The sequence below is a fragment of the Microbispora rosea genome, assembly GCF_044460045.1.
GTDB classification, from domain to species: domain Bacteria; phylum Actinomycetota; class Actinomycetes; order Streptosporangiales; family Streptosporangiaceae; genus Microbispora; species Microbispora rosea.
Genome location: NZ_JBITJO010000006.1, coordinates 479,415 through 502,824 on the forward strand (window position 1 = coordinate 479,415; position 23,410 = coordinate 502,824).

Sequence of the window (23,410 nt, forward strand, 5' to 3'; positions counted from 1 at the left end):
GGTTCAGCCGGCGCAGGTTGAGTCGGCGCAGGTTGGGCGGGCGCAGCTGGTGCCGGGTCGGGGTCAGTCGGCGATGTAGCTGATGGAGGTCACCTCGTAGCCGCGGCTCTTCGAGCCCCGCACGTGCATGAACATGCCGCCGCCCTCGTAGGAGTAGGCGCAGCCGTAGCCCTTGGGCTCGGAGTTGCAGCCCTGGAAGAAGTACTTCACGCCCTTCGGGTCGTACTTCGTCCGGAACAGCGTCTTCACCGCCGTGGTCGTGGCGATCTCCAGGCCCCGGTTGCGGTCGCCCTTGCGCCAGGCGTCGAACAGGTGCTTGGCCGCGGCGGACGGCGTGACGAGGTGGCGGGACTCGTACACCTTCGTGACCTTGGCGCCCGACACGATCATCAGGATGCCGTCGAGCCCGCCCGGCACGCGCACGCTGGTGTGGACGAACCGGCAGGCGTTGCCCGAGCAGCCCGCGAACTCGTCCGGAGCCCGGAAGGGGTAGGCGAAGAGCGTGGAGACCGCGCCCGCGGTGGCGACCCGGGAGGCCGCGTGGCGGTCCGCGCGCAGCCACGCGCGGAACAGCTTCTTGGCGACGACCGCCGGTGCGGCCGCGCCGTGAGCGGCCGCTCTGACGGGGGACTGCGCAGGTGCGTGCGCGGCGGCACGTACGGGGGCGTGCGCGGTGTGCGCGAGAGCCGGGGCGGCGGCGAGCAGGGAGGCGGGGACCAGGAACGCGGCGGTCGCGGCCGTGGCGGCCGCGCCTCGCAACCATCGTGCTGACACGTGCCGTACGCTACGAGGCTCTGCTTGCACCTGGATTGACCCCGGCTTGCACCGGCCGCTGCCGCCCTCCCGACGGCCATCCGGGCCGTAGCCGGCCTCCGACCGAGGTCAGGGGGACAGGCACCTCAGCCCGATGCCGGGCAGGGACGGTCACCGGCCTCAGCCTGACGCCGGGGACCTCTGGGCGGCCAGGCCGCGCCCCGCGGCGGACAGGCATCCGGCCAGCAGCGTCACACCGGACAGCACTCCGCTGACCACGGGCACCCACGCCACCGCCGAGGTGGCGGACATGACGAGCCCGGCGACCCCGAGCGCGGTGAGGACCGCACCGGGCACCATGATCGTCCGATCCCTCCAGATCGGCCCGAGGGCGACGAAGTGGACGCCGACGACGAGAGCGATCCAGGCGACGTTGCTCTCCTCGGGGCGGCTCAGGGCCCGCAGCACGGCGATGCCGCCGAACAGTGCGACGGCTTCGATCACGACGACCACCGCGAAGCCGAGGCCGAACATCTTCCCGGCCGCGCCGCCTCCCCCGATGCCGGGTTCGGCACCGGTGGACCTGGCACGCCCGACGGCGAGGACCCAGGTGGCGACGACGCCGGCCAGGGCGACGGCCGCGGCGATCCGGAGGACGAGCGCGAGAGAGTGACCAAGGGGTGGATGCGAGTTCACGAACACGAAGACGGTCCCAAAAACCGCACCTACCAACAAACCGGTCATCCGCTGCATGACGGCGACCCTACCGGTATCGCGATCAACGGCTGATCATCCCCGTCAGGGCCGGTTGGCCGGGGCGAACGCGCCCCGGCCGTCGGAAGGCCGATTCGGCCCGATTCGGGCCTGATTCGGGGTGACTCAGGTCCGCTTCAGGTCTGAGGGCGCGGGCCCGGACCATGATGCGCTCATTGGAACCCCTCAGGGCTGGACTGCGCGCCGCCCTGCTGTCCCGTGCCGCCCTGCTGTCCCGTACCGCCCTGTTGGGTCCCACCCTGTTGGGTCCCGCCCGTCTGCGACCCACCCGGCTGGCCGCCCTCGTACACCGTGCCGCCCGGCTGAGTGCCACCAGGCTGAGTGCCACCAGGCTGAGTGCCGCCCGGCTGAGTGCCACCGGGCTGAGTGCCGCCCGGCTGCGTTCCACCGGGCTGAGTGCCGCCGGGCTGGCCGGTGTCGGTGGCGGCGGGCGATGCGGCCGGGTTCTGCTGGTTCGCGGGGGCGGATCCGGTCAGCAGCGCCATGATCGCATCGGCCTGGGCCTTGTCGAAGCCCGCGATGCCGAGGCTGTCCTGGGTGATCTCCTGGGCCACCCGCGGGGCGGCCACCACCTTCTCCCCCACCACGATCGCAAGCTGCTGTTTGACCGTATCCCGGGTGAGCGCGGCGATCTGCTCCTGGCTGGAGGGGGACAGCACGAGCCTGATCGAGTAGGTGCCGTCGTTGTCCGTCACCTCCTCGATCTTCTGCACGGTCGTGACCGTGACCCCCGGGTCGAGTTGGTAGCAGGAGGTGCCCTTGTCGTCCGGAATCGCGTCCGTTCCCGCGCAGGGCGCCGCCCCCACCCCGGTTACCGGGGCGAAGTGCACGGGCGTCAGCAGGGTGCGTACGGGCGTCTGCTTGAGCGGCGGGGCGTCCGGGTTGCGGGTCATCACCACGGCGACGGCGCCGAGGACGCCGGACATGACGACCACGAGCACGAGGGCCGCGACGAGAGCGATCGTCGTCCCCCTGGCCGCCCTCGGCTCCGTGGGGCCGTCGGGGGCGGGCGGCCCGTCACCCGGCTCTGCGGCCTCGCCTGGAGGCGCGCCATCGGCTGCGCCGGGCACGGCGGGCTCCACCGGCTCAGCGGGTAGGACGGGAGCACCTTCGACAGCGGGCACGCCACCGAGTTCGCCGGGGATCCCAGGCGGGTCGCCCGCTCCGCCCGGGCCCCCGAGCGGGTCAGCCGGCCCATCCGGAATGCCGGGTCCGCCTGACAGACCGGGTCCACCTGACATGCCGAGAGGGTCAAACGGCCCGCCGGACTCACCCGGCACACCTACCGGGCCGGCGAGCGTGTCGGCGAGCGGATCACCGGGCCTGCCCGGCGGCTCACCGCGTTCACCGAGCGGATCGTCGGACCCGCCGAACCCGCCGTACTCACTCCGTGCACCGCCCGGGTCACCGAGTGGATCAGCGAGTGAGCCGGCGAGCGGGTCGCCGAACCCGGCGCGCTCGTCGGGCACGCCGGGCGGCGGATGGCCTCCACCGGGGTCCCCGGGCCCGCCGTACGTGTCACCTGGTCCGCCGCCGGCGGGCGGCAGAACGGTCGTCTCCGCGGCGGCCCCGGTACCGCCGGACGTGCCCCCGAACCAGCCGCCCCATCCGCCGGACGCCTCGGCGGGCACGCCGCCGCGGTCCTCGGGGCCGACCGGCTTGGGCATGGGCGCCGTCTCGGCTCCCGATGTCAGGCCGGGCCGCGGGCCGGGCTCTTCGTCTCCCGGCACGGGCGCGTTGTGCATTCCCTACCTCGATCCCTTACACCGCTCGCAGAGCCTACCGAGGTCTGCCAACTGCGGGTAACCGGGTGACCATGGAACGTTCAATGCGATCCTTTATTGACAATTTGTCATGAATATCCGCCAAATGGTTGCCCGTTGACCGATGCCCATACGGACGTCGGGAGCAGACAGTGAAGACATGAAGGTGGGAGTTCCCCGAGAGATCAAGACGCACGAGTACCGGGTCGCGCTCACACCCGCGGGGGTCAACGAGTTCGTACGCAAGGGTCATCAGGTCCTCGTCGAGAAGGGCGCGGGACTCGGGTCGGCGATCCCGGACGAGGACTTCACCGCGGCGGGGGCCGTCATCCTCGGCACGGCGGATGAGGTGTGGGCCGAGGGCGACCTCGTCCTGAAGGTCAAGGAACCGGTGCCGGACGAGTACCACCGGATGCGCAAGGGCCAGGTGCTGTTCACCTATCTCCACCTGGCCGCCTCGGAGTCCTGCACCCGGGCCATGCTGGAGTCGGGCGTGACCGGCATCGCGTACGAGACCGTGCAGAAACCCGACCGCACGCTGCCGCTGCTCGCGCCCATGTCCGAGGTCGCCGGACGGCTGGCGCCACAGGTGGGCGCCTACCATCTCATGCGCCAGGGCGGCGGGCGCGGCGTGCTGATGAGCGGCGTCCCCGGCACCTACCCGGCCAAGGTGGCGGTGATCGGCGCGGGCGTGTCGGGCATGAACGCCGCCGCGGTCGCCGTGGGCATGCGGGCCCAGGTGCTGCTGCTCGACCGCGACGTCGACCGGCTGCGCCACGCCGACCTCGTCTTCCGGGGAGGCTGCCAGACGGTGGCGTCCAACGCGTACGAGGTCGAGCGGGCGGTGGTGGACGCCGACCTGGTGATCGGCGCGGTGCTCGTGCCGGGCGCCAAGGCGCCGACCCTGGTGAGCAACGACCTCGTCTCACGGATGAAGCCGGGGTCGGTGCTGGTGGACATCTCCATCGACCAGGGCGGCTGTTTCGAGGACTCGCGGCCGACCACCCACGCCGAGCCGGTCTACCGGGTGCACGGCTCGGTGTTCTACTGCGTGGCCAACATGCCGGGGGCGGTGCCGCACACCTCGACGTACGCGCTGACCAACGTCACGCTGCCGTACGCGCTGGCGATCGCCGACCTGGGCTGGCGCGAGGCGCTGACCGCCGACCCCGCGCTCGCCCACGGTCTGAGCACCCACGAGGGCCACCTCACGAGCCGCCCGGTGGCCGAGGCCCACGGGCTGGAGGCCGTACCCGTGGACCGCGTGCTGGTTCCCTGAGTCCCTGGTTCAACGCACCCTGACGCGACGTGCCCTGACGCGACGTGTCCTGGCACCACGCGCCGTGACACGACGCGCCCTGACGCGCCGTGCCGTCAGGACGACGGGGCCGTGCTCGGCATGGGCTCCTGCGCGGCGTCCGTCTGCGGCGGCGGGAGCGGCTGCTCGTCGGTGGTGCCGATGCCGCCGGAGCAGGAGGCGCCGTACTCGGGAGTGTCGGTCGGGTTCTGCTTGTACTTCTTGACGAACTCGGGCAGCCGGGGGTCGTCCGCCGAGTCCAGCGCGATCTGGTGGTTCCAGGAGCTGGCGACGATCTTGGACGGCAGGTTGGGGTAGGGGCTCAGCAGCATGTAGTCGGCGGAGGCGATGGTCTTGAGCTTGTCCACCTCGGCCTTGGGCAGGTTGGGCTGGTAGGTGATCCACACCGCGCCGTGCTCCAGCGAGTGGACGCCGTGCTCGTTGTGAATCGGCTTGTCGTAGATGCCGCAGTTCTGCCAATAGAAGTTGTGCTGGCCACCGACGGGCGGGGTCTCCTTGTAGGCGACCTTCGTCCAGGAGTGGTCGGAGCCCTTGTAGGTGAAGGTCTTGACGGCGCTGAGCGACTTGGCCGAGCGGTCGTTGACCACGTAGACGGCGACGAGGGCGACCAGGACGACGATCACGAGACCGCCTATCCCCCACATGAGAAGTGCGGCGCGCCGCTCCTTGCGCTTCTGCTCGGCGCGCATGCGGGCGAGGTGGTCACGCCTCGCCTGCGCCTTCTCCTTCGTCATCGCTCCTCCATCTGCTGATCACCAACACCCCCGCTGCGTATGGAGAATAGTGGCTAAAGGTATTGCTTCGGGCAGGGCGACGTCCCTGGAGAGTAGCCTGTGGGCGGTGAGCACTGACATCGACGCCCCAGAGGACAACGCCGTGGAGACCGCTCCCCCGGCCCGGCGCCGCCTTCCCATCCTCGGGCTGGTCGTCGTCCTCCTCGCGGCGGCGGCGCTCGTGCTGTTCTTCACCAGGCAGGGGACGCCCGGGGACACCTCCCCCGACGCCGGGTTCGCCAGAGACATGGGGGTCCACCACGCGCAGGCGGTGGAGATGTCCTTCATCCTCAGGGACAAGACCTCCGACGAGGCGCTGCGCAGCCTGGCGTACGACATCATCACGACGCAGAGCACCCAGCGTGGAATTTTCATGGGCTGGCTGCAGCAGTGGGGCCTCGACCAGAGCTCCGACCGCCCGGCCATGGCCTGGATGTCCGGGCACGGGCACGGCGGGGCGGCCACGACCGCCCCGACGCCGGGAACGATGCCCGGCATGGCCACGGAGGAGGAGATGAACCGGCTCCGCCAGGCCACCGGCAGGGACGCCGAGATCCTCTTCCTCCAGCTCATGATCCGCCACCACCAGGGCGGCGTGGAGATGGCCGAGGGCCTGCTCAAGCTGTCGGATCGCGACGAGGTGCGCGCCCTGGCCCAGCACATCGTGGACGGCCAGAACGCCGAGATCCGCACGATGAAGGACCTGCTGGCCAAGCGGGGAGCCCAGCCGCTCCCCGCGCCGTGACCCTCTCCGGCCGCGGTCCGGCGGTCGCGTTCAGTCCGCCCGAACGGCGTGGACCGCGGTGAAGGCCAGCAGCGAGCGGGCGGTCCTTTCCGGGTCCTCAAGTATGGGCGAGTGTCCGAGACCCGGCAGCAACTCGACTTCCGCGCCCGGGACGACGCGGTAGTCGGCGGCGGACGAGGATCGCCATCTCCGGTCGTCCTCGCCGAAGATCACCAGTAGCGGTCGGCCGAGGACCGCCAGCCGATCCGGCAGGGCACGCTGCTCCAGGTAGTCGCGGATGCCCTGCATCGTCGCGGTGAGCGTGTGGTAGGTCATCATGCGGACCTCGTCCAGCAGTTCCTGCGGGATCCGGTAGCCCGCGCGGCTGAACGCGGTGCCGGCGAAGCGGCGGAGCTGCTCGTCGGTCGGCGGCCATTGCGACGGTGTGATCACGGCGGACTCCGACGGGATGAAGGCGTGCATGCCGGGTCCGGTGTTGACGAGCGCGAGCGCGGTCACCAGGTCGGGCCGTCGCTCGGCGAGAGCGGTGGCGACCGCGCCGCCGCTGGAATGACCGGCCACGATCGCGCGCCCGACGCCGAGCCGGTCCAGTGCCTCACCGGCCCGGTGCGCCTGGTCCGGGACCGCGTAACTCGGGCCGGCCGGTTTGGCCGACCGGCCGTGCCCGAGCAGGTCGATCCTGATGACGCGATGCGATCCGGTCAGCAGCGGAACCAGCCGGTCCCACGAGCGGGTCGAGGAGGCGGACCCGTGGATGAGCAGGAGTGCCGGCGCGTCGCGGGGACCGTCCTGGCACACATGGATGTCGCCGTCGTCCAGGGACAGTGTCGAGCTCTCGGTGGTCTCGTCGCCCACATGCAGATTGCCGTCGGAAACAGTCATGCGCCCACTGTCGCCGCCGGTACGCGCCGGCGTCTTGAACGAATGTTCCCCTCGGTTGTCTCCCTCGGTTGCTCCCCTGCCGACTTCCGGCGGGTGGTCGTGCGAAGGTGGCGATTACGACATCGACTTGTCCGATCGGACAATCGCCAGCGATTTTGGTTGTCCGATCGGCCGAGTACGGCGGCATGATCGGCCTCTAGCCTCAGCGGCATGATGTCGCCGGAGAGCGTGCAGCGTTGGCTTGACGAGAACTTCGCCCGGCTCGTGGCCGAGCACGAGGTGCCGGGCGCCTCGATCGCGGTGCTCACCCAGGGGCAGGTGCTCGCCTCGGCCGCAGGTGTCCTCAGCATGGCCACCGGAGTCGAGGCGACCACCGACTCGGTCTTCCAGATCGGGTCGATCACCAAGCTGTGGACCAGCGCCCTGGTCATGCAGCTGGTCGACGACGGCCTGGTCGACCTCGACGCTCCGCTGCGCACCTACCTGCCGGAGTTCACCGTCGGCGACGAGGCCGCGTCCGCCTCGATCACCACCCGCCAGCTGCTGTGCCACGTCGCGGGCTTCGAAGGCGACGTCTTCACCGACACCGGTCGCGGCGAGGACGCCATCGAGAAGTACCTCGCCTCGATTCACGACATCCCGCAGCTCTACCCGCCGGGCGAGGTCTTCTCCTACAACAACACCGGCTTCGTGGTGCTGGGCCGCCTGGTCGAGGTGTTGCGCGGCAAACCCTTCGACCAGGTGCTGATCGAGCGCCTGGCCACCCCGCTCGGGCTCACCCACGTCTGTCCGAGCCCGTACGAGGCGATCCTGCACCGGACCGCCGTCGGCCACGTGCCCGGCCCCGACGGCACGATCGCGGCCGCACCGACCTGGGCGCTCGCGAGGTCCAACGCCCCCGCCGGCGCGATGCTCGCCATGACCCCACGCGACCTGCTCGGCTTCATCGCCATGCACATGGCTGGCGGTACGGCGCCCGACGGCTCCGTCATACTCACGCCCGGCACCGTCACCTCCATGCAGCAGCCGCAGGTGAAAGTGCCCCGGCTCACCGGCATGGGCGGCTCGTGGGGCCTGGGCTGGGAAATGGAGGAGCACGACGGCCACACCGTCATCGGCCACGACGGCGGGACCATCGGCCAGGCGGCCTTCCTCCGGTTCGTGCCGGAGCACGGCGTCGCGATCGCGCTGCTGACCAACGGCGGCGGCTTCTTCGGTGTCTTCACCGACGTGCTGGCGCACCTGCTCAAGGAGCTCACCGGCATCACCCTGCCGGGTCATCCGGTGCCGCCGGCCGAGCCGGAGACGATCGACCCGACGCCGTACCTGGGCCGCTACTCGGACACGATCTACGACTTCACCGTCAGCCAGGACGCCGACGGAGCGATCTGGCTCGACCGGGTGCCCAAGGACATCATCGCCGAGATCGGCGAGAAGCCCATGCGCACTCGACTGGTGCACTTCGAGGGCGACTCTCTGATCTCCCTCGAGTCGACCCAGGGCATCCACCCCATCTTCGCCTTCATCGGACGCGACGACGCCGGCCTCGCAAAGTACATCCACTACGGCCGTGTGGTCGCCCGCGCCTGAGAGCTCGGATCGGCTCCGGCCCACCCCCCGGAAAAGGAACCACATGACTCCCATCCGTACGAGGGCTCTCACGGCGCTCGCCCTGGCGCTGACCGGCTCGGCCGGTCTCACCGCCTGCGGTGGCGACGGGTCCGACTCCGCCGCGCCAAGTGCCGCCGGCTACGCCGACGGCAAGACCTTCACCATCGACGTCTCCTCGGACCCGGGCGCCCTCGACCCACAGGGCTCGGTGGTGAGCACCCTGTACGGCATGACCCAGTTCGCCTACGACAACCTGGTGGCCACCGGCAAGGACGGCACGATCCTTCCGCAGCTGGCCAAGTCGTGGACCGTCGAGGGCACCACGGTCACCTTCACGATCAAGGACGGCGTCACGTGCTCGGACGGCACACCGTTCACGGCGCAGACGGTGGTCGACAACATCACGTACGTGGAGAACCCGGACAACAAGAGCCCGTTCCTGGGCGTCTTCATCCCCGCCGGCGCGACCGCCACGGCCTCGGGCTCGACCGTCACCGTCAAGCTGGCCGCGCCGGCTCCGTTCGTGCTGAACTCGTTCGCGAGCCTGCCGATGGTGTGCGACGGCGGCATGAAGAACCGTGCAAGCCTCAAGGCCGGGGTGAGCGGCACCGGCCCGTACGTCCTCACCGAGGCGGTTCCGTCCGACCACTACACCTACGAGGTCCGCAAGGGCTACACGTGGGGACCCGGCGGCGCCACCACGGCCGAGACGGGGATGCCGGCCAAGGTGATCTTCAAGGTCGTCGCGAACGAGACCACCTCCGCCAACGAGCTGCTCGCCGGCACCATCAACGCCGTCCAGATCGTCGGCCCCGACGCCGACCGCCTCGCCAAGGCGGGCCTGAAGTCCGCCGACACGCAGACGGTCATCGGTGAGCAGTGGTACAACCACGCGGACGGTCACGCCACCGCCGACCCCGCGGTGCGGATGGCGCTGACCCAGGGGGTCGATCTCAAGCAGCTCCAGGTCGCCCTGACCTCCGGCAAGGGCCTGCCCGCGACCCAGCTGGCCGCCCTTCCGCCGGCCGCCTGCACCGGTGACGCGGTGACCGGCAACGTGCCCTCCTTCGACGCCACCGCCGCCGGGGCCGCCCTCGACGCCGCCGGTTGGGCGAAGGGCCCGGACGGCATCCGCGTCAAGGACGGGAAGAAGCTCTCGCTCACCCTCATCTACCCCAACTCGCTCGGGACCGGCGGGGGCGCCGCCGCCGAGCTCGCGGTGGCGGCCTGGAAGGCGGTCGGCATCGAGGTCAAGGCCACGCAGCAGACCCAGACCGAGGCCTCCGGCGTGGTCTTCGGCACCGGCGCCTGGGACATCGTCTGGCTGCCGCTCGCCGTCAGCACCCCTGACCAGGTCATGCCGTTCGTCTCCGGCCCCGCGGCCCCGAAGGGCACGAACTTCTCCGCCATCGACAACCCCGACTACCTCGCCGCCGCCACCAAGGCGATGAAGGCCAACGGCGCCGAGGGGTGCAAGGACTGGTTCGCCGCGGAGCAGGCGCTCTACAAGGCCGCTGACATGGTGCCGTTCGCCAACAGCCCGATCCCGACCTTCCTCAAGGGAGCGACGCTCGACGTCATCGGCAGCATCGTCCCGACGAGCATCCGGATGCTCGGCTGACGATGAGCGAATCGACGTCGGCGACAGTCCCGCGCGGCCTCCCCGGCTGGCTGGGCGGCCTGTGGGCGCACAGGTGGTTCCGCTTCGCCGTCCGGCGGGCGGGACGCCTGCTGCTGTCGCTCTGGATCCTGGTGACCGCCTCGTTCCTGATGATTCATCTGATCCCGGGTGATCCGGTGCGGGCCGCGCTCGGGCCGACCGCGCCCGCGGACCTGGTGCTGGCACGTACGCGGGAGCTCGGTCTGCTCGACCCGCTCTGGCGGCAGTACGCCGACTACCTGGTGCACCTGTTCCACGGGGAGCTGGGCACCTCGATCACCAGCCGCCTTCCCGTGAGCGAGACGATCGCGCAGCGGCTGCCCGCGACGGCCGAGCTGGCCGTGGCCGCCTTCGTCCTTTCGATGCTCATCGCGGTGCCCCTGGGCGTCGTGATGGCGGTGCTCACCCGCCGGGGCAGGAGGCGGCGCACGGAGCTCGCGTTCACGGGGACCAACATCGTGCTCGGCGCGATCCCCGACTTCCTGTTCGGCGTGGGGCTCGTCTACCTGCTCGCGGTGCAGACCCACCTCTTCCCTGTGGCGGGTCGCGACGGCCTCGATTCCTATGTGCTTCCGGTGCTCGCGCTGGCGATCGGTCCCGCCGCGGTCCTGTCGCGCATCGTCCGCGTGGAGATGCTCGCGGTGATGGAGGCCGACTACATCCGCACGGCACGGGCCAAGCGGCTGACCCCGGTGCGGATCCATCTCCTGCACGCCCTGCCCAACGCGGTCACGGCGACGCTGACGCTCGGCGGTCTGCTGCTGAGCTCGCTCGTGGCCGGAACGGTCCTGGTGGAGAACGTGTTCGCCTGGCCCGGTCTCGGCTCCACGATCGTCTCCTCGATCACTACGAAGGACTATCCGCTGGTGCAGGGCACCGTGCTCGTCTACGGAGTCGGAGTCCTCTTGATCAACACCCTCGTCGACGTGGTGCTCGCGCTGCTCGACCCCCGTTCGGCGATCGGAGACAGCTGAGATGCGCGCGGCACGCGTCCTGCTCAGGCCCGTCGGCCTGGTCGGATTCGGCCTCCTCGTCCTCGTCCTGCTGGTCGCCGTGTTCGGACCGGTCCTGTGGGACGGACGGGCCACGGTCGTCGACACGGGAAACCTGCTCGCCGGGCCCTCGGCCGGCCACTGGATCGGCACCGACAACCTCGGCCGGGACCTCTTCTTCCGGGTGCTGGTGGCCACCAGGCTCTCGATCGCGCTGGCACTCGCGGCGACGGCGATCAGCATGGCGCTGGGCATCGTTCTGGGCGCCGCGCCCCTGCTGGTCGGGCGGCGCGCGGGCCGGCTCGTCACAGGCGCCGTCAGCGTGCTGGTGGCCTTCCCCGGCCTGTTACTCGTCCTGTTCTTCGCCGTCATCTTCGGCGTCGGCGCGCGAGGGGCGGCACTCGCGGTGGGCCTGGCCGGAGCGCCCGCGTTCGCCCGGCTGTGTCACACGCTCATCGCCGGCATCTCGGAGCGGGACTACATCGCCGCGGCCCGCATCGCGGGCGTGAGCAGATTGCGCATCCTGCTGCGCCACGCGCTGCCGAACATCGCCCAGCCGCTCATCGTCAACGCGACGATGGCCGCCGGCGGGGCGCTGCTCACGTTCGCCGGGCTCTCGTTCCTGGGGCTGGGCGTGCAAGCCCCGTCCTACGACTGGGGCAAGCTCATGCAGGACGGGCTCAACGGCATATACGTCCACCCCCTCGCCGCGCTCGGGCCGGGCATCGCCGTCATCCTCGCGGGCCTCGCGTTCAACCTCACGGGTGAGGCCTTCGCGGCCGCCTTCGGCATCGACGTGATCCCCGGCGTGGTGCGGCCGCGCCAGGTCCGGAACACCGCCGGCAAGATCCGCGGTTCAGGGGCCACGACGGCGTCCGCCGACGCCGGCACGGTCCTTTCGGTGGAAGACCTGCGGGTGACGATTCCCGCCGCCCGGAACCCGATCCGGGCGGTGCGGGGCGTCACCTTCGCCATCCGGGACGGCGAAGCCGTCGGTGTCGTCGGCGAGTCCGGCTCGGGCAAGTCCATGACGGCGCTGGCCCTGGCCCAGCTCATCGAGGAGCCGACGCGTGTCGAGGCGAATCACCTGGTCTTCGGAGGAGAAGACCTCATGGCCGCCGGCGATCCCGAGTCCCGGCGCAAGCGCCTCGGCACGTCGCTGGCCGTCGTCTTCCAGGACCCCATGACGTCCTTCAACCCGGTTCACCGGGTCGGTCCGCAACTGGCCGAGGTGAGCCGTTTTCACCAAGGCCTGAGCCGTAGGGCGGCCTTCGCCCGTGCGGTCGATCGCCTGCGTGCGGTCAAGCTCCGCGAGCCCGAGCGGCGCGCGAGGCAGTATCCCTTCGAGTTCTCCGGGGGAATGCGCCAGCGGGCGATGATCGGCATGGGCCTCATGGGGACCCCGCGGCTCATCATCGCCGATGAGCCGACCACCGCTCTCGATGTCACCGTGCAGCGACAGGTCCTCGAACTCCTCACCGAGGTGCGCCGCGACACCGGCGCCGCCCTCCTGCTCATCAGCCACGACGTCTCGGTCGTGACGGACGTGTGCGACCGGGTGCTGGTGATGTACGCCGGCCGCATCGTCGAGGAACTTCCGGCGCAGGACCTTCGGACGCTCGCCCGGCACCCGTACACGCGGGCGCTCGTCGCGGCCGTGCCGGACATGGAGACCGACCTGACCAAGCCGCTCGCCGTCATTCCCGGGTTGCCGATCGATCCCTCCCGGGTTCCGCCCGGCTGCGCCTTCGCGGCCCGCTGCCCGCTCGCCGACGACCACTGCCGCACGGCCGAGCCCCGGCTCCAGGCCGACGCGGCGGGCAACCGCGTCGCGTGCCACAAGGCCGGACAGGCGCTTCCCACCGACACCGCGGAGGTGACCGCATGAGCGAGCGAATCAATAGACACAGCGCGCTTCGCTCATGCGACCCCGAGCCGTCAGGCGAGGGGACAGCATGAGCGTCCTCAGCTTCCGCGACGTCTCCGTCAGCTACGGCTCGCACACCGTGCTGAAGGGCGTCAGCCTCGACATCGCCCAGGGCGAGATCGTCGGCCTCGTCGGCGAGTCGGGGTCGGGGAAGTCGACCCTGGCCCGGGCCGCCGTCGGCCTGGCGCCCCTGACGGGCGGCCGGATTCTGCTGGACGATCGGCCGGTGCCGACCCGCGGGCGCGAGCGCCCGGTGCAGATGGTCTTCCAGGATCCGTACTCCTCGCTCGACCCGCGCATGACCGTGGGCGAGAGCATCGCCGAGGCCATGCGGGAGCGCCTCGGCAAACAGGCTCGGCGCGCGGAGATCGCGCGTCTCCTCGCGCTGGTCCATCTGGACGCGGCACGCGCCGACGACCGCCCGGGCCGGCTCTCCGGCGGCCAGCGCCAGCGGGTCGCGCTGGCCCGCGCCCTGGCCGCCCGGCCCGAGGTGATCCTCGCCGACGAGATCACCTCGGCGCTCGACGTCTCCGTGCAGGGCGCCGTGCTCAACCTCGTCCGTGAGATGCGGCGGGAACTGGATCTGTCCCTGCTGTTCATCTCCCACAACCTGGCGGTCGTCCGGTACGTCGCCGACCGCGTGGCGGTGATGTACGACGGAGAGATCGTCGAGCACGGCCCCACCACGCAGGTGCTCGGCTCGCCGCAGCACGAGTACACCCGCCATCTCCTCACCGCCGTTCCCGGCGCCGCGCACCGGGCGTCCGCGGGAAACAGGCACGACGTCCTCTCCCCCACCCCGAAGGAGCACACGTGACCACCACCATCGACCAGCCGCACTGGCAGAGCCGGCTCGACGAGCTCGCCGCCAAGCATGGCGTTCCGGGCGCCCAGCTGGGCATTCTCCGGCTCGGCGCCGACGGCGGCGACGACGAACTCGTCACCGCCGCCACAGGCGTGCTGCACGCCGGCACCGGCCAGCCGGCCACCACGGACTCGGTGTGGCAGATCGGCTCGATCTCCAAGGTGTGGACAGCGACCGTCGTCATGCAGCTCGTGGACGAGGGCAGGTTCGCCCTCGACACCCCGGTCATGGAGATCCTTCCGGAGTTCCGGCTGCGGGAGCCGGAGACCACCGCGGCCGTGACCGTCTGGCACCTGCTCACCCACACCAGCGGCATCGACGGCGATCTGTTCACCGACACCGGCCGGGGTGACGACGCGCTGGAGAAGTACGTCGCGCTGCTGGCCGACTCCGCGCAGAACCATCCGGTCGGCGCCACCTGGTCGTACTGCAACGCGGGATATTCGGTGCTCGGCCGGATCATCGAGGTCGTCACCGGCCAGACCTGGGACCAGGCGATCAGGGAGAGGCTCTTCTCCCCGCTCGGCCTCACCCACACCACGACCCTGCCCGAGGAGGCCATGGTCTTCGCCCACGCGATGGGCCACATCAAGGGCGGTGAGGAGCCGGTGGTCGCGCCGGTGTGGGGGGGACTGCCCCGCGCGGTCGGTCCGGCCGGCCTGATCACGGCGACCGTCACCGACGTGCTCGCCTTCGCCCGGATGCACATGACCGGCGGGCTCGCCGCCGACGGCACCCGCGTGCTGTCGGAGGAGAGCGTCGCGGCGATGTCGGCCTACCAGACCGACTGCCCCGAGAAGCACCTGCTCGGCGACTCGTGGGGCCTGGGCTGGTTCCGGTGCGACTGGCGAGGCCACCGGGCCCACGGGCACGACGGCAACACGGTCGGCCAGGCGGCGTTCCTGCGCATCCTGCCGGAAGCCGGCGTCGCGGTCGCGCTCACCACCAACGGCGGCCACACGCGCGACCTCTACGTCAACCTCTACGACGAGATCTTCAACGAGCTCACCGGTGTGAAGCTGCCCGAGCCGTTCGAGCCGCCCGCCGAGCCGGTGACGGCCGACGTGACGCCGTACGCCGGCACGTACGAGCGCGAGTCGGTGCGCATGGAGGTGCTCGAGGACGAGGGCAAGCCGGTCCTGCGCGTCACGGTGATGGGTCCCCTGGCCGAGATCGAGGACATTCCCGTCGAGACCTACGAGATGATCCCGGTCGAGCGGGACGTGTACGCGGTCCGTCCCGAGGGCATGGAGTCGTGGGCGCCGGTGCGGTTCTACTCGCTGCCCACCGGCGAGGAGTACGTCCACTACGGCGCTCGCGCGACCCCGAAGAAGCTCGGCTGACCGTGCCCGGGACTTCGCATGGCTCCCTCAGCCCCGACCTCAGCCCCGGCGCGATCCGGACCGATCTCCGGGAGCTCGTCGAGTGCGAGCCGCCCTCCTCGGATCGGTGCGGCGCCCACGCCGGCCACGAACATGTCGTCGCCGGCAGGCTGCTCGTTCGCACGATGCCGGTTCGCGAGCCTGCCGCCGAACCGCTGGAGGGCGAGGCGTGAGCATCGAGGCTTCCTCCCTCGACGTGGCGGCGGACCAGGCGGCGAGATGGGCGGCGAAGGCAGGAGTGGTGATCCGGGAAGTCCGGGACCTCGACGAGGCCCACGCCGTGATCGACCTGCTCGTCGGGATCTGGGGCCGGCCGGAGAACCCGTTGATCACCGTCGAGTTCCTCCGTGCGCTGACGATGGCGGGCAACTACGTCGTCGGCGCCTATGACGGAGACCGGCTCATCGGCGTCTGCATCGGCTTCCACGCGGAGCCGGCGGCACGCACCCTGCACAGCCATATCGCGGGGGTGGCGCCGGGGCTGGCCGGCCGCGGCGTCGGGACGGCGCTCAAGCTGCACCAGCGCGCGTGGGCACTCGCGCGCGGCATCGGCACGATCGAGTGGACCTTCGATCCGCTGGTCAGCCGCAACGCCTACTTCAACATCGTCAAACTGGGGGCGCTCCCGGTGGAGTACCTGCCCAACTTCTACGGCGCGATGCACGACGCGATCAACGGTGGCGACGACACCGACCGGCTTCTGGTCCATTGGGAACTGCTCTCGCCACGTGTCCTCGCCGCCTGCTCGGGAGCACCGTACGAACGCCCGGCCGGCGGCCCGTCGAGCAGGAGGGTGGCGGCTCCGGCCGATATCGAGTCCCTCCGTGCCGGCGACGCGGCCGCCGCCGGGGCCTGGCGCCGCCGGCTCCGCGGCGAGCTGGAGCCGCTGATGGCCTCCGGCGGTCGCGTCGTCGACTTCGACTTCACGCTCGGCTACCTCGTCGAGCTCCCCCGACCCGATGGAGAAACGTCATGAAGCTGCGCGGAATCGAACTTCGGCGTGTCTCGATGCCGCTCGTATCACCGTTCCGCACCTCGTTCGGCACGCAGACCAAGCGCGACATCCTCCTGCTCAAGGCCGTGACGGACGACGCCGAGGGCTGGGGGGAATGTGTGGCGCTCGCCGACCCGCTCTACTCGAGCGAGTACGTCGACTCGCAGGTGGACGTGCTGCGACGCTTCCTCCTGCCGAAGCTGGCGTCGCCCGAGGGGCAGGCGGCGATCGCGCGCTCGGGTGCGGCCGCCGTGGCCGGCCTGCTGCATCCGTTCAAGGGACAGCGCATGGCCAAGGCCGCCGTGGAGATGGCGATCCTCGACGCGGAACTCCGGGGGCTCGGCCGCTCGTTCGGTCGTGAACTCGGCGCCGTCGCCGACCGGGTCCCCAGCGGTGTGTCGGTCGGCATCTACGACTCGGTCCCGCAGTTGCTGACGGTCGTCCAGGGATTTCTGGACGCGGGGTACGTACGCATCAAGTTGAAGATCGAACCGGGGTGGGACCTGGTCCCGGTGGCCGCCGTGCGCGAGCGCTTCGGCGCGGACGTGCCGCTTCAGGTCGACGCCAACACGGCCTACACGCTTCGCGACGCGCGCCACCTCGCGAAGCTCGACGAGTTCGACCTGCTCCTGATCGAGCAGCCGCTGGAAGAAGAGGACGTTCTCGGGCACGCCGCGCTGGCCCGGCAGATGGCGACGCCGATCTGTCTCGACGAGTCCATCGTCTCCGCGCAGACCGCCGCCGCGGCGATCGCACTCGACGCCTGCCAGATCATCAACATCAAGCCCGGTCGCGTCGGCGGGTACCTGGAGGCCCGGAGGATCCACGACCTGGCCGCGGCTCACGGACTCGCGGTCTGGTGCGGGGGCATGCTGGAGACGGGCATCGGCCGGGCGGCCAACGTCGCCCTGGCCGCCCTGCCCGGATTCACTCTGCCGGGGGACATCTCGGCCTCTGACCGCTTCTACCAGACGGACATCACCGAGCCGATCGTGATGGCGGACGGTCACATCGCGGTGCCCGCCGGCCCCGGGCTGGGTGTCACCCCCATTCCGGAGGTGCTGGACGCGGTGACGACGTCGGCCGAATGGATCCCCTTCTAGTCATCGGCCGATCGGATCACACGCGGGCCCGGCCGCCTATACTTCCCGGCGTGAGCCGGCGTCCGCGTGCCAGCCTCGGTCGTGTGCTGGACGACCTCGGTACCACGCTGCTCGAACTGGTCATCGGCGACGTCGACCACCCGGGAGAGATCAGCGGACTCGTCATCTTCGACCCGCTCGACGAACCCGTGCTCCCGCCGCGCTCGCTCGTGCTGGGCGTCGGAGTCGACCCGGCCGGTGGCACGCTGGGCGGGCTGCTCCGCTCGCTCGGTGACCATGACACGGTGGGCCTCGTCGTCCGGGCCCCGGTCGCCGTGACCCCCGAGGTGCGGGAGGCGGTCCTCGCGAGCGGCGTGGCCCTGATCGGGCTGCGCCGGGGCGCCACGTGGGCACAGCTCACCGCGCTCATCCGCTCGGTGCTCGCCGAAGGAGACATCGGAGTCATCGGGCACGAGTCGCTCGGGGGTCTCCCGTCCGGCGACCTCTTCGCCGTGGCCAACGCCGTGGCCGCGCTCCTCGACGCCCCCATCACCATCGAGGACCGCAACTCCCGTGTGCTCGCCTTCTCCGGGCGCCAGGACGAGGCGGACCCCTCCCGGGTGGAGACGGTCATCGGCCGGCAGGTGCCCGAGCGGTACGCCACGCGGCTGACGGAACTGGGCGTCTTCCGGGACCTCTACCGCTTCCAGTGGCCGGTCGTCGTCAAGCCGCAGGATCTGGGCTACGACGGGATCACGGTGCAACGCGTCGCCATCGCGGTACGCGCCGGAGACGAGGTGCTCGGCTCGATCTGGGCCGCCATGGACGGCGACGTCGACGACGAGCGCACGGAGGCTCTGCTCGACGCGTCGAAGCTGGTCGCGCTGCATCTGCTGCGGATCCGCGCCGGTGCCGACGTCCAGCGGAGGCTGCGCACCGACCTCGTCGGAACCGTCCTGGAGGGGGGTGCCGGGGCGCGGGACGCGCTCGCGCGGCTCGGCCTTTCCGGCCGCCGTCTCGTCATCGTGAGCGCGGGCCTGCCGCCCGACGACGATCACTCTGGGGCGGACCAGAGCAGGGCCGCCCTGCTCGAACGGCTCGCGGACGCGCTGTCGGTGCATCTGTCGGTGACGGTGCCGTCGTCCGCGGTGGCGGCCGTCGGCGGCACGGTGTACGGCCTGCTGCCCGTGGTCGTCTCGACGGGCAGCCCGGAACAGCGGGCCGCCCGGCTCGCCGCCGACTTCGTGGAGCGGGTCGGTGGGAGCCTCCGCGCGTTCGTGGCGGTCGCCTCCGCGGGATCGGACATCAGCGGGATCGTCCAGGGAAGGGCCCAGGCCGACCGGGTGCTCCGGGTGATGCGAGAGGGCCACACCAACCTGCGGGTGGCCCGGCTCGACGACGTTCAGACGCTCGCCCTGGTCCTGGAGCTGCGCGACCTCGCCGCGGCGCGCGACGAGCGACCGGGCGGCGCGATCGCCCGTCTGATGGAGTACGACGAGCGGCACAACGCCGGGCTCGTCGAATCACTGGACGCCTGGCTGGACGCCCTCGGTGATGTGGGCAAGGCGGCCAACGCGCTGTTCATCCACGCCAACACACTGCGCTACCGGCTCAGGCGCGTCGCCGAGGTGGGCGAGATCGACCTCGACGATCCGGAACAGCGGTTCGCGGCGATGCTGCAACTGCGCATCCTTGCGCCGCGCTGACGATCGATCCCTGCGTCACCGCGCGCTCGCGGCGGCCGTCCAGCGGCAGGCCCACGGGTAGGCCGCCCTTCGGCCCGCTGATCGCGGCGGGCCGAAGGATCAAGAGGCCGACCTGACCGAGCCCTACGAGGCGCGGAGTTCCTCGGCCAGCGCCGCGGCGAACGCGTCCACGTCGGCCTCGGTGGTGTCGAAGGCGCACATCCACCGCACCTCGACCACGCCCCCGCCCATCTGCTCCTTCCAGTTGTAGAACCGGAACCGCTTGCGCAGCCGGTCGGCCACGTCGACGGGCAGGACCGCGAAGACCGCGTTGGCCTCGACCGGGCGCGGCACGCTCACCCCGGGCAGGTCCCGTACGGCGTCCGCGAGCCGCCGGGCCATCGCGTTGGCCTGGCGGGCGTTGCGCAGCCACAGGTCGCCCCCGAGCAGGGCCTCGAACTGCACCGACACGAAGCGCATCTTCGAGGCGAGCTGCATGCTCGTCTTGCGCAGGTAGGGCAGGCCCCGCGACGCCTCCGGGTTCAGCACGACGACGGCCTCGCCCAGCAGCAGACCGATCTTGGTGCCGCCGAACGACACCACGTCGACCCCCGCGTCCGTGGTCAGCGCGCGCAGCGGCACGTCCAGGGCGGCGGCGGCGTTGGTGATCCGCGACCCGTCGAGGTGGACGACCATCCCCAGCTCGTGGGCGTGGTCGCAGACCGCCTTGATCTCGGCCGGGGTGTAGACCGTGCCCAGCTCGGTCGTGTTGGAGATCGACACGGCCCGGGGCTGCGCATGGTGCACGTCGCCGAACCCCCACGCCTGCCGGTCGATCAGATCCGGCGTGAGCTTGCCGTCGGGGGTCGGCACGGTCAGCAGCTTCAGCCTGCCGGTGACCTCGGGGGCGCCGCCCTCGTCGGTGTTGATGTGCGCGGTCTCCGGGCAGACCACGGCCTCCCAGTGGGCGCACATGGAGCGCAGCGACACGACGTTGGCCGCCGTGCCGTTGAACACGGGGAACACCTCGGCGTGCTCGCCGAAGTGCCTGCGGAAGACGCCCCGGACCGCCTCGGTGTAGACGTCGTCGCCGTAGGAGACCTGGTGTCCCCCGTTGGCGAGGGCGATCGCCTCCAGGACCTCGGGGTGCACCCCCGCGTAGTTGTCACTGGCGAACGTCCGGCTCGCCGGGTCGTGCCGGCGTACGGCATCGGTTGTCACGAGATGTCTCCCCATCGCGGTTTCGGGCCCCCGACCGGCCCGTTCAGGCCGGCCGCGGGTCCGGATCAGCAGCGTAGATCAGGGCACGAGGTCGATCCTGCGGCCGTTGACCGCAGCCGGCTCCTCGTCCCACAGGCCCGCGACCGCCGCCGCCAGGTCCTTCACGTCGGTGAAGGTCCGATACGGCTTGTCCGGGTTCGCGGCCCTCATCTCATCGTGCACCAACGCGTTGACCACCAGGACCACCGCGGCGGCGGATGTGTCCTTCAGCGCGTCGGCCAGCGACAGCGTCCACGCCTCCGCGGCGGCCTTCGCGGCCGCGTACGCCGCGCCGCCCTGCGTCGGCTTCTGGGCGGCCCGGGCCGACACGATCGCGAAACGGCCGTTCCCGCTCTCCCGCAGCAGCGGCTCGAACTCCAGCGACACGTTCTGCAGGGTCCTGATCAGCAGGTCGTGCAGCAGGTCCCAGTCGTCGAGCGAGGTGTCGGCGAAGGTCTTCGACCCGCGCCAGCCGCCGACCAGGTGGACGACGCCGTCCACCCGCCCGTGCTCGGCCCGCACCCGCCCGGCCAGGCCGCGTACGGCGTCCCGGTCGAGCAGGTCGACGGCCAGGCAGCCCTCCGCGCCGGACTTGTCCACGCCGATGACCGTGTCCCCCAGCTCGGTGAACCTCCCGACGACGGCACGGCCTGCCGGACCGCCCGCCCCCGTGACCACGATCACCCTGCTCATCGCACGCCCCTCCCGATCTCACCCACGTGGTTCGCGCTCACGCCCGGATGCCCCGGGTCGACTCCACCACCTCGGTGAGCTTACGGCGCAGGGCCTCGTAGAACATGCTCAGGGGGAACTCGTCGGGCAGCACGGCGTCGACCATGGCCTTCTGCTCCGCGGGCAGCGCCTGGACGCCCTGCTTCCAGACCGAGGCCGGGTCGGGCTCGACGTACGTCGCGACCAGCTCGTGCGCGGCGAGCCAGTGGGCCCGCTTGGACCGGTCGATGCCGTCGCGGTAGAGCTTCTCCACCTCGCCGCGCAGGTCGGCGACGCCGTCGGCGACCCGCGACCAGTCGATCGTGAGCCGGTTGTCGGTCCACCGCACGATGCCCTGCCGGTGCAGGTAGGCGAACAGCAGCTGGCCGCCGAGCCCGTCGTAGTTGCGCACCCGCTCGCCGGTGATCGGGAAGCGGAACAGCCGGTCGAACAGGATGGCGTACTGCACGTACCGCGCGTGCGGCACGCCCGCGGCCTCCAGCTTCACGGCCTCGCCGTACGCTGTGAGGTCGCAGCGCAGCTCCTCCAGGCTGTAGAGCCAGTACGGCATGCGCTGCTTGATCATGAACGGGTCGAACGGCAGGTCGCCGTGGCTGTGCGTGCGGTCGTGGACGAGGTCCCAGAGCACGAACGTGTCCTGGGCGAGGTCCTGGGACGCCAGCAGCCGGGCGGCGTCCGGCGGCAGCTCCAGCTTCAGCGTGGCCGCGGCGGCCTCGCTGACCCGGCGGAACCGGGCGGCCTCGCGGTCGCAGAAGATGCCGCCCCAGGTGAAGCGCGGCGGGGTCTGGCGCACGACCACGGTCTCGGGGAACAGCACGGCCGAGTTGGTGTCGTAGCCGGAGGTGAAGTCGACGAACGTGATCGGCACGAACATCGGGTTGTCGTAGCCGCCCGCCTCCAGCTCGGCCAGCCAGTCGGGCCACACGACCCTGATCCAGACCGCCTCGACGTTGCGGTCGGGGTTGCCGTTCTGGGTGTACATCGGGAAGACGACCAGGTGCTCCAGGCCGTCGATCCGCTGGGCGTCGGGGTGGAAGAGGTTCAGCGAGTCGAGGAAGTCGGGCTTGCCGAGGCCGGCCGCGACCCACGCGCGGAAGTCCTTCATCACCGCGTCGAGATACTCGGCGTCGTGCGGGAAGTGCGGCGCGAGCCGGGCGACGCCGTCGACGATCTCGCTGATGCACGCCACGGCCTCGTCGTGGTCGCCGGTGACCGAGCCGTCCTTGGCCTGGAGCGGGCGCAGCCGCTCCACGGCGGCCTTCAGCCGGCCGAACTCCTCCGCCACCTCGGGGCGGGACGCGCGGGCGGCGCCGGACGCCTCGGGCACCCGGGCGGCCCAGGTGACCAGGTTGCCCCACAGCTTCTCGTGGTCGTAGTCGCGGATCGAGTCGTCGCCGAACAGGTCGGAGTCGGCCAGGACGACCGCCCGGCCCCTGCCGTGCCGTACGGCGGCGACGAGCGGGGCGCCCGCGGGGTCGGCGGACCCGGAGGTCGTGAACAGGACGCTCGCCTCGGCCGGCGCGCCGAGCGTGCCCGCGCGGTAGAAGCAGGCACGCCTGACCTCGGCCAGCAGGTCCTGGGCCACGCCGGCCGGCCCGGTCACGGCCTGCCCGGTCACGGCCTGCGCGGTCACGGCCTGCGCGGTGGGCACGCCGAGGACCCAGGTCGCCACGGTGTTGTGGCAGTTGCCGGGGTCCTGCACAGTCGTGTGTTCGACCGTCACCCCGAACCGGGCGAGCAGCTCGCCCAGGTTGCTGCCGTACTTCTCCTGCTCGTGCTCGGCCAGCACGATCAGCCCGCCGCCGCCCGCGACGTACGCCTCGAGCGCGTCGATCTCCTCGGCGGAGAAGACGGGGCTGCCGACCCCGGTGGTGCGCTCCCAGCGCCCGGCCGAGGGGTGCGCGACCACGAAGACGTCACACCCGTCCAGCACGGCCGGGGTGATCGGGCCCTCGGTGTGCGCGTGCACCGTGTGGCCGAGCCGCCGCAGCGCCCCGGCGGCCTCCGCATAGCTGTTGTCGTCGGGGTGGGCGGGATTCATGGACTCGGCGACCTCTCGCCGGATCGTCCACGCCTCGCTGTGCGCCTCGTCGAACAAGACCGCCGGGAAAGCCGTCATGAAAAATCTCCCGTACTGTGAGCCGTCTTCCGGAAAATATACACATATCCGGCCTTGCAGCGATAAGTCGCTCTAGCGGATGAGGAGCCATCA

At 71.1% G+C, this 23,410-nt stretch carries 20 protein-coding genes; 12 read left to right on the forward strand and 8 right to left on the reverse strand.

The annotated features are described in order from the left end of the window. Positions 1-63: 63 nt before the first annotated feature. The 3 genes from ACIBK1_RS27040 to ACIBK1_RS27050 form a co-directional block, all read right to left on the reverse strand. Positions 64-774, reverse strand: a complete 711-nt coding sequence (locus ACIBK1_RS27040; RefSeq protein WP_156080921.1) for a hypothetical protein — start codon at positions 772-774, stop codon at positions 64-66. Between the two features lie 159 nt (positions 775-933). Continuing rightward, positions 934-1,449, reverse strand: a complete 516-nt coding sequence (locus tag ACIBK1_RS27045) for a hypothetical protein (RefSeq protein WP_231513898.1) — start codon at positions 1,447-1,449, stop codon at positions 934-936. Between the two features lie 230 nt (positions 1,450-1,679). Further along, a complete protein-coding gene (locus ACIBK1_RS27050; protein ID WP_156080922.1) occupies positions 1,680-2,597 on the reverse strand; it encodes a SecDF P1 head subdomain-containing protein in 918 nt (305 codons plus the stop codon). A gap of 853 nt (positions 2,598-3,450) precedes the next feature. On the opposite strand from ACIBK1_RS27050, the gene ald reads away from it, so the two are divergent. After that, the gene (ald, locus tag ACIBK1_RS27055) at positions 3,451-4,569 is read left to right on the forward strand and encodes an alanine dehydrogenase (RefSeq protein WP_030508232.1); all 1,119 of its coding nucleotides are present in this window, start codon (positions 3,451-3,453) and stop codon (positions 4,567-4,569) included. A gap of 95 nt (positions 4,570-4,664) precedes the next feature. Here the strand turns inward: ald and ACIBK1_RS27060 are convergent, their stop codons facing one another. After that, positions 4,665-5,342 carry a DUF3105 domain-containing protein gene (locus tag ACIBK1_RS27060; protein WP_030508233.1) on the reverse strand — a complete coding sequence of 226 codons (678 nt, stop codon included), beginning with the start codon at positions 5,340-5,342 and terminating at the stop codon, positions 4,665-4,667. Positions 5,343-5,448: 106 nt separating this feature from the next. Between ACIBK1_RS27060 and ACIBK1_RS27065 the strand changes: the two genes are divergently transcribed. Beyond that, a complete protein-coding gene (locus ACIBK1_RS27065) occupies positions 5,449-6,126 on the forward strand; it encodes a DUF305 domain-containing protein (RefSeq protein ID WP_239104776.1) in 678 nt (225 codons plus the stop codon). A 30-nt stretch (positions 6,127-6,156) separates the two neighbouring features. On the opposite strand, the gene ACIBK1_RS27070 is transcribed toward ACIBK1_RS27065, so the two are convergent. Further along, entirely contained in the window at positions 6,157-7,008 is an 852-nt protein-coding gene (locus ACIBK1_RS27070) for an alpha/beta fold hydrolase (protein WP_357323499.1), read from the reverse strand. Positions 7,009-7,218: 210 nt separating this feature from the next. Here ACIBK1_RS27070 and ACIBK1_RS27075 point away from each other — a divergent pair, with 210 nt between their 5' ends. The 10 genes from ACIBK1_RS27075 to ACIBK1_RS27120 all read left to right on the forward strand — a co-directional run bounded on the left by ACIBK1_RS27075 (position 7,219) and on the right by ACIBK1_RS27120 (position 19,227). After that, positions 7,219-8,598, forward strand: coding sequence for a serine hydrolase domain-containing protein (locus tag ACIBK1_RS27075; protein ID WP_396738507.1), 1,380 nt, complete (start codon positions 7,219-7,221; stop codon positions 8,596-8,598). A gap of 43 nt (positions 8,599-8,641) precedes the next feature. Further along, positions 8,642-10,240, forward strand: coding sequence for an ABC transporter substrate-binding protein (locus tag ACIBK1_RS27080; RefSeq protein ID WP_396738509.1), 1,599 nt, complete (start codon positions 8,642-8,644; stop codon positions 10,238-10,240). 2 nt (positions 10,241-10,242) lie between these two features. Beyond that, positions 10,243-11,253, forward strand: a complete 1,011-nt coding sequence (locus ACIBK1_RS27085) for an ABC transporter permease (RefSeq protein ID WP_396738511.1) — start codon at positions 10,243-10,245, stop codon at positions 11,251-11,253. A 1-nt stretch (position 11,254) separates the two neighbouring features. Further along, a complete protein-coding gene (locus ACIBK1_RS27090) occupies positions 11,255-13,159 on the forward strand; it encodes a dipeptide/oligopeptide/nickel ABC transporter permease/ATP-binding protein (protein WP_396738513.1) in 1,905 nt (634 codons plus the stop codon). 67 nt (positions 13,160-13,226) lie between these two features. Next, positions 13,227-14,015 (forward strand): ABC transporter ATP-binding protein, encoded by a 789-nt coding sequence (locus ACIBK1_RS27095; RefSeq protein ID WP_063754614.1) that lies wholly within the window; start codon positions 13,227-13,229, stop codon positions 14,013-14,015. Next, positions 14,012-15,406, forward strand: coding sequence for a serine hydrolase domain-containing protein (locus ACIBK1_RS27100; RefSeq protein ID WP_030508241.1), 1,395 nt, complete (start codon positions 14,012-14,014; stop codon positions 15,404-15,406). The genes ACIBK1_RS27095 and ACIBK1_RS27100 overlap by 4 nt, the downstream gene beginning before the upstream one ends. 2 nt (positions 15,407-15,408) lie before the next feature. Continuing rightward, complete coding sequence (locus ACIBK1_RS27105; protein ID WP_396738515.1) at positions 15,409-15,618, forward strand: hypothetical protein; 210 nt, start codon at positions 15,409-15,411, stop codon at positions 15,616-15,618. Next, positions 15,615-16,421 carry a GNAT family N-acetyltransferase gene (locus ACIBK1_RS27110; RefSeq protein WP_396738517.1) on the forward strand — a complete coding sequence of 269 codons (807 nt, stop codon included), beginning with the start codon at positions 15,615-15,617 and terminating at the stop codon, positions 16,419-16,421. Before ACIBK1_RS27105 ends, ACIBK1_RS27110 begins: the two co-directional genes overlap by 4 nt. After that, entirely contained in the window at positions 16,418-17,542 is a 1,125-nt protein-coding gene (gene menC, locus ACIBK1_RS27115; protein WP_030508244.1) for an o-succinylbenzoate synthase, read from the forward strand. Before ACIBK1_RS27110 ends, menC begins: the two co-directional genes overlap by 4 nt. A 50-nt stretch (positions 17,543-17,592) precedes the next feature. Beyond that, complete coding sequence (locus ACIBK1_RS27120; protein ID WP_197042628.1) at positions 17,593-19,227, forward strand: PucR family transcriptional regulator; 1,635 nt, start codon at positions 17,593-17,595, stop codon at positions 19,225-19,227. A 123-nt stretch (positions 19,228-19,350) separates the two neighbouring features. On the opposite strand, the gene ACIBK1_RS27125 is transcribed toward ACIBK1_RS27120, so the two are convergent. From ACIBK1_RS27125 to ACIBK1_RS27135, 3 genes are all read right to left on the reverse strand, one after another. Next, entirely contained in the window at positions 19,351-20,442 is a 1,092-nt protein-coding gene (locus ACIBK1_RS27125) for a threonine aldolase family protein (protein WP_396738519.1), read from the reverse strand. A gap of 63 nt (positions 20,443-20,505) precedes the next feature. Then, the gene (locus tag ACIBK1_RS27130; RefSeq protein ID WP_030508247.1) at positions 20,506-21,159 is read right to left on the reverse strand and encodes an SDR family NAD(P)-dependent oxidoreductase; all 654 of its coding nucleotides are present in this window, start codon (positions 21,157-21,159) and stop codon (positions 20,506-20,508) included. Positions 21,160-21,196: 37 nt separating this feature from the next. Beyond that, positions 21,197-23,317, reverse strand: a complete 2,121-nt coding sequence (locus ACIBK1_RS27135) for a DUF6421 family protein (RefSeq protein ID WP_396738521.1) — start codon at positions 23,315-23,317, stop codon at positions 21,197-21,199. Positions 23,318-23,410 lie beyond the last annotated feature (93 nt).

Coding starts and splice junctions, on each gene's coding strand:
- ald (WP_030508232.1), top strand. CDS start 3,451: ATGAAGGTGGGAGTTCCCCGAGAGATCAAGACGCACGAGTACCGGGTC.
- ACIBK1_RS27060 (WP_030508233.1), bottom strand. CDS start 5,342: ATGACGAAGGAGAAGGCGCAGGCGAGGCGTGACCACCTCGCCCGCATG.
- ACIBK1_RS27070 (WP_357323499.1), bottom strand. CDS start 7,008: ATGACTGTTTCCGACGGCAATCTGCATGTGGGCGACGAGACCACCGAG.
- ACIBK1_RS27075 (WP_396738507.1), top strand. CDS start 7,219: ATGATGTCGCCGGAGAGCGTGCAGCGTTGGCTTGACGAGAACTTCGCC.
- ACIBK1_RS27080 (WP_396738509.1), top strand. CDS start 8,642: ATGACTCCCATCCGTACGAGGGCTCTCACGGCGCTCGCCCTGGCGCTG.
- ACIBK1_RS27085 (WP_396738511.1), top strand. CDS start 10,243: ATGAGCGAATCGACGTCGGCGACAGTCCCGCGCGGCCTCCCCGGCTGG.
- ACIBK1_RS27090 (WP_396738513.1), top strand. CDS start 11,255: ATGCGCGCGGCACGCGTCCTGCTCAGGCCCGTCGGCCTGGTCGGATTC.
- ACIBK1_RS27095 (WP_063754614.1), top strand. CDS start 13,227: ATGAGCGTCCTCAGCTTCCGCGACGTCTCCGTCAGCTACGGCTCGCAC.
- menC (WP_030508244.1), top strand. CDS start 16,418: ATGAAGCTGCGCGGAATCGAACTTCGGCGTGTCTCGATGCCGCTCGTA.
- ACIBK1_RS27125 (WP_396738519.1), bottom strand. CDS start 20,442: ATGGGGAGACATCTCGTGACAACCGATGCCGTACGCCGGCACGACCCG.
- ACIBK1_RS27130 (WP_030508247.1), bottom strand. CDS start 21,159: ATGAGCAGGGTGATCGTGGTCACGGGGGCGGGCGGTCCGGCAGGCCGT.
- ACIBK1_RS27135 (WP_396738521.1), bottom strand. CDS start 23,317: ATGACGGCTTTCCCGGCGGTCTTGTTCGACGAGGCGCACAGCGAGGCG.